8 protein-coding genes and 1 pseudogene are annotated in these 12,030 nt (G+C 47.7%); 7 read left to right on the top strand and 2 right to left on the bottom strand.

The genetic code is table 11. From position 1 onward, the window contains the following. Positions 1-50: 50 nt before the first annotated feature. From O3C43_22305 to modC, 4 genes and pseudogenes are all read left to right on the top strand, one after another. On the top strand, positions 51-506 hold the full coding sequence (locus O3C43_22305; GenBank protein MDA1069225.1) for a DUF1801 domain-containing protein: 456 nt from the start codon (positions 51-53) through the stop codon (positions 504-506). A 52-nt stretch (positions 507-558) separates the two neighbouring features. Further along, a pseudogene (gene modA / locus O3C43_22300) lies at positions 559-1,281 on the top strand (molybdate ABC transporter substrate-binding protein). 60 nt (positions 1,282-1,341) lie between these two features. Continuing rightward, positions 1,342-2,025: a molybdate ABC transporter permease subunit gene (modB, locus tag O3C43_22295; GenBank protein MDA1069224.1), complete on the top strand. Its 684-nt coding sequence runs from the start codon at positions 1,342-1,344 to the stop codon at positions 2,023-2,025. After that, positions 2,022-3,095, top strand: a complete 1,074-nt coding sequence (gene modC, locus O3C43_22290) for a molybdenum ABC transporter ATP-binding protein (protein MDA1069223.1) — start codon at positions 2,022-2,024, stop codon at positions 3,093-3,095. The genes modB and modC overlap by 4 nt, the downstream gene beginning before the upstream one ends. Before the next feature lie 98 nt (positions 3,096-3,193). Here modC and O3C43_22285 read toward each other — a convergent pair whose 3' ends face one another. After that, the gene (locus O3C43_22285) at positions 3,194-3,865 is read right to left on the bottom strand and encodes a response regulator transcription factor (protein ID MDA1069222.1); all 672 of its coding nucleotides are present in this window, start codon (positions 3,863-3,865) and stop codon (positions 3,194-3,196) included. A gap of 2 nt (positions 3,866-3,867) precedes the next feature. Continuing rightward, positions 3,868-5,853 carry a histidine kinase gene (locus tag O3C43_22280; protein ID MDA1069221.1) on the bottom strand — a complete coding sequence of 662 codons (1,986 nt, stop codon included), beginning with the start codon at positions 5,851-5,853 and terminating at the stop codon, positions 3,868-3,870. A gap of 275 nt (positions 5,854-6,128) precedes the next feature. On the opposite strand from O3C43_22280, the gene O3C43_22275 reads away from it, so the two are divergent. The 3 genes from O3C43_22275 (at position 6,129) to O3C43_22265 (ending at position 11,988) form a co-directional block, all read left to right on the top strand. Then, positions 6,129-7,988, top strand: a complete 1,860-nt coding sequence (locus tag O3C43_22275; protein ID MDA1069220.1) for an alpha-L-fucosidase — start codon at positions 6,129-6,131, stop codon at positions 7,986-7,988. Between the two features lie 21 nt (positions 7,989-8,009). Next, positions 8,010-9,773 (top strand): arylsulfatase, encoded by a 1,764-nt coding sequence (locus tag O3C43_22270; protein ID MDA1069219.1) that lies wholly within the window; start codon positions 8,010-8,012, stop codon positions 9,771-9,773. A 172-nt stretch (positions 9,774-9,945) separates the two neighbouring features. Continuing rightward, positions 9,946-11,988 (top strand): alkaline phosphatase D family protein, encoded by a 2,043-nt coding sequence (locus O3C43_22265; protein ID MDA1069218.1) that lies wholly within the window; start codon positions 9,946-9,948, stop codon positions 11,986-11,988. Positions 11,989-12,030: the final 42 nt, after the last annotated feature.

Genomic DNA, 12,030 nt, shown 5'->3' with positions numbered 1-12,030 from the left:
CATTAGACACTTACACGTTATGTCGCCTACGACTATAAAGTGGTCTAAAAATGAAATCCTTCTCCAACAAATCGGTTGAAGCCGTCTTTGAATCTTATTCACCGAGGCTTCGAAAAAGGATGCTTCACTTTCGAAAGCTCATATTCGATGCAGCAAAACGTACACCTGGCGTAGGAAAAATTGAGGAAACACTCAGGTGGGGCCAACCAAGTTACCTCACGCCAGAGACAAACAGTGGGAGCACCTTAAGAATTGATAGTATCAAATCGAAGCCAGGAGGCTATGCCATGTATGTGCATTGCCAAACGACATTGTTAGACTCCTTTAAAGAGTGTTTTGGAGATACTTTTCGGTATGAAGGCAATCGCGCCATTATTTTCTCGGAAACAGAATCCATTCCTGATGCTAAGCTCAGTGAGTGCATAGCCCTTGCTTTGACTTACCACCTGGAAAAGAACCGCAAGCGAGTTCCTGTAGGTCAGTTGATTAACAAATCTAAGGAATGAGAAATGGCAGTCACTTGACACCTTTTAGGCAAGGTCTCAAGAAAGAGGCTTTATGTTGTTAAGACTGATTTCGCTTTTCATCCTTCTGGCCTCCATTGTTTCGAGTTCAGTCGCCGGGGATGAGGTTAGGGTAGCGGTGGCTTCCAATTTTTCAGAAACGGCAAGAGCGCTTGAGACACTATTTGAGGAGGAGTCAGGACATGACCTCATTTTTTCAGCAGGTTCCAGTGGCAAGCATTTTGCACAGATTGAGAATGGTGCTCCTTTTGATGTTTTACTCGCAGCGGATGTTGAGCGACCGAAACAGTTGGAAGCAAGCGGGAACGCTATCCAGGGTTCTCGATTCACCTATGCCATAGGAGAGATTGTATTGTGGAGTCCTGATGAGAAATTAGTCGATCCGGTTGGAGCTGTTTTGCGAACGGGAGAATTCCGGCATCTGGCGTTGGCTAATCCAAAATTAGCGCCTTACGGAAAGGCTGCTCAACAATTATTAGTGGGCAATAATCTATGGGAGCCACTCGCCTCCAAAATAGTTCAAGGAGAAAACATTTCACAAACCTTCCAATTCATATCCAGTGGCAATGCACAGCTTGGATTTGTTTCCTTGTCGCAGATCACAAAACCGGGTCAAGTGATTCGAGGTTCATACGCAAGATTTGATCCAGGAAGTTATGATTCGATAGAACAACAGGCAGTGCTATTAACCGACAAAATTGCTGCCAGGGAATTTCTTGAATTCCTAAAAAGCAACCAGGCTCAAAACCTCATTCACGCTTTTGGATATAGTACAACCGCCGTTGTTCAAGCAGCTCAGCAATCCAATAAAGATTCCATTGGACTCGAAAGCTCAGATTGGTCAGCTGTTTGGCTCACCCTTCGGCTGGCATCGATATCCACACTGATTCTAATCATTCTGGGAACACCCTTGGCATGGTGGTTAGCTACCACTCGTTTTCGTTACAAAACACTAATCGAGGCAGCAGTGGCATTGCCCATAATTCTACCTCCAACCGTACTTGGATTTTACTTACTCATTGCTTTCGGGCCTTCAGGGACTATCGGAAAGATGCTCGATGCCGTTGGGGTATCGCCTATTGTTTTCACTTTCACGGGCCTGGTGATAGGTTCGATAATCTATTCCTTGCCGTTTGTCGTGCAACCGCTGCAAGCTGCAATGACCGCTATCGGCAAGGGTCCCCGAGAGGTCGCTGCAACCTTAAGAGCTGGTCCTTGGGATCGGTTCTTTTCTGTGATCGTTCCCTTGGCTTGGCCGGGATTTCTTACCGCCACTGTTTTAGGTTTTGCCCACACGGTCGGTGAGTTCGGAGTGGTGCTCATGATTGGTGGAAATATTCCCAATGAAACTAAGGTGCTTTCCATCTCGATTTACGATCACGTCGATGCCTTGGAATATGGCCAGGCCCATTGGTTGGCTGGAGGTTTGTTAGCCTTCTCGTTCATTCTTCTGGTGATCGTCTATAGTCTGAATCGAAAAACCATGACCTTGAATCGATGAGTATTGAGGCCAAATTCAAAATCTCCAAATTCCCGTTCGAGTTGGATGTGGAATTGTCGATTCCGAGCACGGGAGTCACTGCCATTTTCGGGGACTCTGGTGCCGGTAAAAGTACAATGCTTCGATGTATGTCTGGTTTGGAACGGGCCACCAATGGATTTTTTAAAATCGGCGAATCCATTTGGCAGGATGAAACCACTAATATTTTCCGGCCAACCCACCGGAGGTCTCTCGGTTTTGTGTTTCAGGAACCCACATTATTTCCGCACCTGAATGTACAGAAGAATCTTCTTTATGGTTTTAATCGAACTCCCGAGGCAGAAAGAAATGTGCAGCTCGACGAAGCTATTGAATGGCTCGGAATTGCTCCCTTATTGCAGCGACGAACAACAGCACTGTCCGGTGGCGAGAAACAGCGTGTTTCTATCGCAAGAGCTTTAGTAACTAGTCCCAAGTTGTTGCTTATGGACGAACCGCTTGCATCGCTCGATATTAGGGCCCGCAACGAAATCCTTCCTTATTTGGAAAAGCTGCATCAGCGTCTCTCTATTCCAATTATTTACGTGAGTCACGCCATTGAGGAAGTTGCCCGTTTAGCCGACTGGTTGGTGCTTTTGAATGAAGGGAAAGTAACTGCCTCAGGTGCGATTGCAGAAGTGCTTACTCGAAGTGATCTTCCGCTTGCCAATGCCGATCATGCAATCTCAGTGTTTGATGCCACCGTCCAAAGTATTGATGAGTCATTTGGACTAACGACTTTGAATGTGGCAGGAAATCCATTTGTGCTGCCACGGGTTGATCTGGCGGTTGGAGCCAAGCTGCGTGTCACTATCCAGGCGAGAGATGTCAGTATCACAAAAACGGCCCCACAAAACACGAGTATACTCAATATTCTACCTTGCCGGGTGTCTTGCATTACTGATCCAGGTGGATCGCAAGTTGTTGTAAAACTGGAAGCAAATGGAATTCCTTTGCTTTCGCGAATAACAAAAAAATCTACTGAGCATTTGGGCTTACAGGTTGGAAGTTATGTCTTCGCTCAAATTAAGAGCGTCGCTACCTTAAAATAATCTTTGAATTCACCTACTGCATCCAAGGCTTTGCTTATCGTTTTTCTTCAAGCAAATAGAGCTCTGATCCGAGGGTGAATGGCAGAGGGGATTCTTTTTTATGAATCTTCTTTTTCTGGAGAAAAAATTCCCAATCGATAGGCTTTCCCAACCGCTTCAGGAGCGTTTTTCACCTGGAGCTTTTCGTAGATGTGACTGACGTGCGTATCGACTGTTGAGTATCCAATATTGAGTTTATTAGCGATCTCTTTCTTAACCAGGCCCTGGCTGAGTAGTTCCAGGATCTCCAGTTCTCGTTGGGATAGTTCAATCGTAATTTTTTCTTTTGGAAGGCGGTGCTGAAGTTTTTGGAAAATGAATTTTGCGACACTGGAATCCAGACTGGCACCTCCCGCTGCGACCGTTCTGATTCCTGTCAATATTACCTTTATGGATGCAGATTTTAATAGATAGCCGGAAGCTCCCAGGGAAATTGCCTTAAGGACATCCTCCTCATTATCGGACTGGGTCAGGATAATGATTTTTGAATTCGGCGAATACTCTCGAAAATAGGGTACGGCATCCAGACCACTCATTCCTGGAAGTCTTAAATCCAATAAAATTATTTGCGGACTATTTACGGACTTATCCAGAATGCTGCGAAGCGCAATTTCCGGGGTACCGAATTCAGCAATTAGCTCAATGTCTTTCTCGTCATCCAATGCCAAATTTACGACTGCCCGGTATTCGGTATTATCTTCTACGAGCAAAACAGAAATCATATCGGGCATTACTAAATTTTCATAATGAGGTGAACCTGTGCGCCTCCGGATTCCGGACTCGTAACGGTTACTTTTGCGTCGAGTAGCTTGGCTCGTCTTCGCAGTGAAGTGGGTACTTTGCTTTTTTCAGATTCAGGGAAACCACGACCATTATCACTGACCTGCAAGTGAAGATTCCTATCCTCTGTTGTTAAACGTGTTTCAACGTGGGTGGATCCCGAATGCCGGATGACATTGATGAGGCATTCCTTGTAAAACAGAACCAGGTCGATACGTCTGCTTGAGCGCATTTTTGCAATAATGTCGCTTGCCTCGAAAACGAGTTCATGGTCCAGGTCTGCCAATAGGCGGTCGGCATTTCTCTTCATCGCATCTTCGAAATCTTCATAGAGTCCTGGCGTCTCCAGTATATTGGTACAATATTTGACCGCCTTGCTCGTTCTTTGAATCAGCGCTCGCATACGGTCAATCAATCCGTCCATCTTTTCAGGATCGTGTTTTGATTTGGAAGCCAACTCTCCAAGCATGGACACGGCGTGTAGATTGGCTCCGAGCTCATCATGCAGGTCGGCAGCTATACGATTGCGAAGGTCAAAGATGGCTCTTTGCCTTAGATGGCGTGTTATGAGTATAAAAATAATTGTGCCAGCGAACAGAGCTGCAATAGCCCAACTGAGCAGTCGAAGCCTGCTTTCCTGCTGATTGTATCCTTGGGTTAGTGCCAGCTCAACGACAGGTTGTAATGCTTCGAGTTCATGCCTTTTTGCCAGTTGATGCATCCAAGCGTGGAGTGGAAGGATTTTTCCATAAAGGTTATTTCCGTCAGTGAGGCTTAATATGGATCGATTGGGTGAATCCTCATTAAAGTTTGTGGTCGGAATCTTGCCTCGAGACAGATTCTTTCCCATGGAAAATATTTCTATTTCTGAAAATCCAATACGATTTAATGAAATCTCAGAACCGTCTTCACCGAATCCTTGAAGTTTGTAGGGGATCCGGCCTACGAACTTAACAAAACGACTGGTGCGGGGTTGTAACGGCAGCATTAAAATGGGGGCAGTGTCCAAACTGTTTTCTACCTTAATGTCCAAGAGAATTTCCTGATCGGAAAAATCAGGATTCGTAGCTCCAATTATTTGAAGCCATCTTGGAACCCCAAAATCCCCGGCAAATGCCTGAGGTACTGTGTCACCCTGTTCAACCCCGTGCAGGTAAATCGAGTCAATGCTATAGACCGCTTTCAGATCGAAGGTAATTTCCGGTGTGTTTCCGATATCGTTTTCAGATACGTATGCCAGGCTGGATTCTCCTTCTGCTGAGTCCAACAGGTAGGGAAGAAAACCTTTTATAAGATTGTCTTTATGCCATGCCCCTGAGCCAGCTCTCTGCTCTGAGGAGGTGGTAGTGGATCCTCTGATTGCCACATTTTCGGTACCGCTAAAGATCATGATTTCCGACAATTGCAAAATATAGCGGTTGTCGTAGGAGCGTGGAGACAAATGGGTGGCCTCAAGTCGTATCCATGCAGCCTCCACTCTACGAATCGGTACCACCAGCGGAGCAATTCGTGGCAGAATTGGATCTTCTCTCGAATATGAAGCAACGACGTCTCCTTTAGATTCTCCTTTTTTACCTGCAATAATTTTAAATTCTTTTGGAAATCCGTCAGCTACAAAACCATTTTGTGCGTCACGCCAAATGGCCGGAATCAGAATTATTTCATCGATGAGGACTTCTTTTTCCAACTTGACTTCAACCCACTCGGCATGGTCCGGATTATCGTGCGGCATCGAGCGGTAGCCAATAGATCCCACGCCGCTTCGCAGACTGTAGTGGGCCAATCTGGAAAGTTCATCCGCTATATCAACCCGTCTTTGTTCCAACTCGTTTAAAGATAATTGGTGGATACTCTCATTGAGAGACTGAAGGTCCTTTTCCGAAGCTGCAAGGCCTGGTCCAAAACAGAAAGCAAAACAGAGCAATCGTTTGAATGGCATTAGGATCATGGGTGGAGTTTACGGAATCTGATCAGACGGAGTCTAAGCTTTAATTAATATAGTTGAACCAAGTAAGTATTCGCATCCTGTAAACACAGGATAGCGAATTCGTTTATTCAAGGTAAACTCTTCTTGTTTTGTATGTATTGTAGTTCTGTTCATGGGGTAAATACCATCGAAAGGGAAAGCGGTCTTAGGAGCATTTTGAAGTAGTTATGCAGTCTTTCCCCGCTCCCCTTTCGCCCCATGCTTGATTTTTCCCCGTTCTTCTCAAAATGATGTCTTTCAATATTTCTACAGTATACACAAGAAATCTGGTCCGCTTACTTCTTATCGGAGTTGTAAGCTTAATCTGGGTATCAAATGCCTCTGCTGAAACCGTCAGGAGCAAGGAGCAAATGGACAAGCTTTGGGGAGAAATCGCAAAAAAGAATATTCACGTCGACAAGGATTACCAATGGTATCCGGACTCCAAGTTCGCCATGTTCATTCATTGGGGGCTTTATTCCGATCCTGCCGGGATCTGGGAGGGCGAAAAGTATTTCGGAATCAGCGAGTGGTTGATGTATCGTGCCAAGATTCCGGCGAAGCATTATGAGATGTTGGCCTCATCCTTCAATCCGGTCAATTTTGACGCCGATGCAATCGCTCAATTGGCGGTGGATGCCGGCATGAAATACATCGTGATTACTTCCAAGCATCATGATGGATTTGCCATGTTTCACTCCAAGGCCTCCCCCTACAACGTGGTGGACGCTACGCCCTACGCTAAAGATCCCATCAAACTGCTGGCTGAGGCCTGTAAACGCCATGGTCTAAAACTGGGATTCTATTATTCACAGTCCCAGGATTGGCATGAGAAGGATGCCATCGGAAATGATTGGGATTTTGAGGAAAGCGAAAAGAATTTTGAAAATTACCTGTATGGAAAAGTAATCCCTCAAGTGAAGGAAATCCTTACCCAGTATGGTGAGATTGGTCTTATCTGGTTTGATACGCCCCAGGGGATTTCAGAAAAAGACGTCGTTAAGCTAAAGGAATTGGTCGAGTCTTTGCAGCCAAACTGTCTAATCAATAGTCGAATAGGCCAGGGCCTCGGCGATTTCGAAACCTTGGGAGACAGCCAGATACCGGATTACTTGAAAGAAGGCTTGTGGGAAAGTATCGATACGCACAATAATTCATGGGCTTACAGTGTGCTGGATAACAATTGGAAGACGGATACTGAGATCATCGATCGTTTCATCCGGGTCCTTTGCAAGGGAGGAAATTTCATGTTTAACATCGGCCCCAAGGGCGATGGCAGCGTGCCGCAAGAATCCCTGACTATTCTACGCGAAGTGGGGAAATGGGTACATCGCAATGCAGAAGCCATCTATGGTTCCAGGCCTGTCGATATGGGGAATCAGGTGTGGGTTGAGGCGACTCAAAAACCGGGGAAAACCTATTTATTCATTCGTGACTGGCCAACAGACGGCAGAGTTTGGTTACCCGGATTGACGGGCGAAATCGAAAAAGCCAGTTTCCTTGTAAATACTCAAGCCTTGAGCATTGGGCAGAGTGGAAAGGATCGTTTCCTGCAGGTGCCATCCGTTTCACCGGATCCTAAGGCTACCGTTATAGTTCTGGATCATAGCGAACCCATTTCGTTCAATGCGAAACAGTGGGTTGTTCCCAGTAAGACCAACGAATTCTTGGCCGTTAAAGGAAAGCGCAAGGGGGTCGAATACACGGAGAAAGTCCGCTGGATGGAGATCTTTGGTGATTGGCAGCATTTCCCCATCCTGCATGAATGGGAAAAGAAAGGCAGCAGTGCTGAATGGGAGTTTTACTCACCTGAAACTGGGCAGTACATTCTGGAAATTGAATACTCCTGTGACATGGATTCTGACTTGAAGGAAGGTCTGATAGGCATCGATGGCGACATGCGTACTTTTGTTCCCGTTTACACGGGTGATACTTGGGATCAGCAAGAAACTGAAATTCTGCGTCCCATGCCGCGTTATATGACCCGGCGTATCGGGCTCATCAACATCGCAAAAAAGGGAAATCACAGTTTGAAGATCCAGTTGGATGATGAGGACAACGGCGGTTGGATACGCTTGTCCAAAATAATACTTACACCGGCTATTTAATTCGTATCTGATATTTATTTTATGCGACCAAAACTGTTTTTAATTATTTTCCTATTAACGAGTGTGTGGGCATTGGGCAGCCGCCCAAATGTGGTCTTTGTCATGACGGACGATCAGGGGTACGGCGATCTGGCCTGCACCGGGAATCCCATTTTGCAGACCCCTTTCCTGGATGCGCTCCATAATGAGAGCGTCCGTTTCACCGACTATCATGTCAGTCCGACCTGTGCTCCCACACGCGGGGCGTTGATGAGTGGTCATTACACCAACCGAGCCGGACCCTGGCATACTATTATGGGACGTTCCTTCCTACGTCCGGAAGCCCTTACCTTCGGGCAAGTGTTCGCTGACAACGGCTATTCCACCGGGATGTTCGGCAAATGGCATTTGGGGGACAACTATCCTTACCGTCCCGAAGATCGTGGATTCCAGGAAGTAGTTTACCACGGCGGCGGTGGAGTAGGCCAAACTCCGGATTATTGGGACAACTCTTATTTCGACGACACTTATATCCACAATGGCAAGTCTCAGAAATACCAAGGCTACTGCACAGACGTCTATTTTCAGGAGGCCACGCGTTTTATCGGAGAGAGTATATCCCAGGAAAAACCGTTCATGGCTTACATTGTCACCAATGCTCCCCATTCACCCTTCCACAGTCCGGATAAATACTGGAAGCCTTATACCGGAAAAGGGATATCGGATGAGGAAGCCATTTTCTTTGGCATGATCGCCAACACCGACGAGAACGTTGGTCAGCTGCGCGCTTATCTGGAGGAAAAAGGAGTGTCGGATAATACCATTTTCATTTTTACCACGGATAACGGAACTGCCACTGGCCAGAATATTTACAACGCAGGAATGAGAGGTCGCAAAGCCAGCGAGTATGACGGTGGACACCGGGTGCCGTTTTTCCTCCATTGGCCTGAAGGAAAATTGGCCGAAGCCAGGGACATTGACCAACTGACCGCGCATATCGATGTGCTTCCCACCTTGATAGAATTGTGCGGCTTGAATTATCCCTTGGACTACAGTTTCGATGGTCGTTCTTTGGCACCTTTGCTTTATAAAAATCCCACACCTTGGCCGGATCGCACCATTATTACCGACTCGCAGCGCGTACGCGATCCCATCAAGTGGCGTATGTCATCCACCATGACAGGGCAGTGGCGGTTAATTAACGGCACGGAACTTTATGACATTAAAAAAGATCGAGGCCAGGAAACCGATGTTTCTTCCAGGTATCCGGAAGTGGTGAAACGCTTACGGTCAGACTATGAGAAATGGTGGGCTAGTATTTCACCGGGGTTTGAAAAAGAAACGCGCATCGTGGTTGGAAACTCAGCCGAAAATCCCGCACTACTAACCGGTCACGATTGGATTACGAATGACGAGCTTACGCCCTGGCATCAGGCTTATATACGCGGTGGAAAACCTGGTACGGGAACCTGGTATTTGGAGGTAGATCAAGCGGGTCGTTATGAAATTAATCTTACTCGTTGGCCTCCGTCCTTGGGTCTTTCTCTTCAGTCCGACCTTTCGCCTGGAAAACCTGTACCCGGTCTCACCGCTTTCCGCGAAGAGCCTGGAAAGGCCATTGCCATTCATTCTGCTATTCTTGAAACCAATAAGGACAGGCACGAATTGAAAATTGACTCCGGGAGCCACGCTGCCCGTTTTGTTCTGGATTTGGATAAAGGACCGGTAGACTTGACGGGGACATTTCTGCATGGACCAGACAGCACTCCCCTTGGCGCCTACTACGCCACGGTTCGCCGACTGTAACAAGACTCTCAACCCATTATTAGTGACTCCACGACAAGTTGTACAAAGGCGGATGCATCCAAAGCCATTCCAGCCTGTAACAAGGTTTGAATCACATAAACAAAATAATTTAGTGTTTTTCCAAGTAGCATCCCCGGGAACGCCGAGCCCCGGCAAACCCCAAAAAATCATAATGAAGTCCCTGAAACGTTTCCTTCTCCAGACACTTTTCCTGATAGGGACTTTGTCGTCCTCTGCTCAAAACTTAGCGCCTCTTCAAGATGGTGTAACACGGAGCTGGATTGGTCCGGAATACTTCACCAATCCGTTGATGAACTGGAGGCTTTCTAACGGTCGAATCGAAAACACCCATGGGGGTTGGGTGAACGAAGTGCATGCACTGACTCACCAGTTAAAGGAGGGAAATGGAGATTTTTCAATGCGGGTGCGCCTGGGGCTTATGGAAGGGCAAAGCAGTTCGCAGAATTCGCCTGGCTTTGTGGGCTTCAAATTTGGAGCAGTAGGCCATCGGAATGACTATCGGTCGAATATATTGCACGACCTGGAAAGTGGCTTTGCGGAAGAATTGATTCAGGAGCCACCGCTGCAGGCCGGCTTCTCTACGGATGGGCGTCTGCTTATAGGCTCAGCATTCTCGGAGTCCTTACTCAATTCAACCCACATGAAGGACGCCGTGCTGGAACTCAACGTTGTCTATGCGGCCAAAGTAGCCAAGGTGCGATTGACGGTTTCTGTTTCAGGCAAAGAAATAGCTTTTCTGGAATCGGCAATCGAGCGGGAATCCCTGAGCGGAAACGTGGCCCTCGCGTGTCACGGACTTAATCCTCCCATGCGCAAGCGGCGCGATGCCAATGACCTGAACCATCCGAAGTTCTGGTTTTCCGACTGGGAGCTTAGCGGAGAAAAATTCAGCTCCCATCCGGAGCAAACGTTCGGGCCGATTCTCTGGTCTCAATATACGCTGCATAACAACACGCTGAAACTGATGGCCTTTTTCGTGCCTATGGAGGACGAGGCGAAGCAGACGGCGGAACTGCAGGTCCGTTCCGGTTCGCGGTGGAGCACCGTCGCAAAAAGCACTATTGAACCCTTGTCCCGCGCCGCTCTTTTCCGGGTGGATGACTGGGACAGCACTATCGACCACGACTACCGGGTAACCTACCGCTGGAACTCAACTGACGGGGAAGCCCTGGCTAGCTGGAGCGGAACGGTTCGCAAGGATCCGATGGATAAGGAAACTATTGTTATGGTCGGCTTGTCCTGTTCGCACTCGGAATTGTTTCCCAATCAATTTCTGGTGGAAAACCTCCTTCTTCAGGATCCCGACCTGGTCTTCTTTTCGGGAGACCAGATCTACGAAACAAATGGGGGTTATTGGACGGTCCTGGCCACCGAAAAAGAGGAGGTTCCGAGAGCGACGCTCAATTATCTGGGTAAGTTCTGGCTCTCGATACTTGGTTTTCGCGATCTGTTGAAGGACCGTCCGACGGTCATGGTTCCGGACGATCACGACGTCTTTTCGAACGACCTTTGGGGAAAGTCTGGCATGGCGATGGGCAAGGATCGTTGTTGGGGTGGTTATCGTATGCACCCGGATTGGGTCAATATGGTGGAATACACCCAGATGGGTAACCGTCCGGATCCTTACGATCCAACACCAATAGAACAGGGTATCCGTGTTTACACTACCAGTCTGGACGTGGGCGGCGTCAGTTTCGCACTGATCAATGACCGGAAATTCAAGTCGGCTCCAGGGGATGTGATCGACGCCATGGAACCGCTATTTGCCATGCGTGGGGAACGAAATATTCCGGTGATGGACACGATCAATGAAAAGGAATTTGATACACGAAACCTGGACAGGGAAGATCTTCAAATATTAGGCGAACGTCAGCTTGATTTCCTCAGGGATTGGGCTCAAAACGGAGCCGCTCTCCGGGCTGTACTCCATCAGTCCCCCTTTTGTCAGCCTCACCATTTGATGCTGGCCGACATGGATTCCAATGGCTGGCCGCAAGCAGGACGCAATCGGGCCCTGGAAGTGATTCGTGAGGCCAATGCAGTAATGGTGAATGGCGATCTTCATTTTGCCTCGCTGGTGCAGCAGGGTATTGACGATTGGGAGGATGCAGGATGGAGCTTCACATTACCCGCCGTGCTGACACAAACGCATCGTGCCTGGCGTCCGGGGGTGCAGGACAAATTTTTTCCTTAGATGCCTCATGCGGCGTTTTTCTGGTCCCAGTAGGAATCGAAG

The sequence above is a fragment of the Verrucomicrobiota bacterium genome (genome assembly GCA_027622555.1).
Classification (GTDB): domain Bacteria; phylum Verrucomicrobiota; class Verrucomicrobiia; order Opitutales; family UBA2995; genus UBA2995.
This window is presented reverse-complemented; position numbering and strand designations above follow the sequence as displayed.

Bases quoted from the DNA above. Each gene is read 5' to 3' on its own strand.
- O3C43_22305 (MDA1069225.1), top strand. From the start codon at position 51: ATGAAATCCTTCTCCAACAAATCGGTTGAAGCCGTCTTTGAATCTTAT.
- modC (MDA1069223.1), top strand. From the start codon at position 2,022: ATGAGTATTGAGGCCAAATTCAAAATCTCCAAATTCCCGTTCGAGTTG.
- O3C43_22285 (MDA1069222.1), bottom strand. From the start codon at position 3,865: ATGCCCGATATGATTTCTGTTTTGCTCGTAGAAGATAATACCGAATAC.
- O3C43_22280 (MDA1069221.1), bottom strand. From the start codon at position 5,853: ATGCCATTCAAACGATTGCTCTGTTTTGCTTTCTGTTTTGGACCAGGC.
- O3C43_22275 (MDA1069220.1), top strand. From the start codon at position 6,129: ATGATGTCTTTCAATATTTCTACAGTATACACAAGAAATCTGGTCCGC.
- O3C43_22270 (MDA1069219.1), top strand. From the start codon at position 8,010: ATGCGACCAAAACTGTTTTTAATTATTTTCCTATTAACGAGTGTGTGG.
- O3C43_22265 (MDA1069218.1), top strand. From the start codon at position 9,946: ATGAAGTCCCTGAAACGTTTCCTTCTCCAGACACTTTTCCTGATAGGG.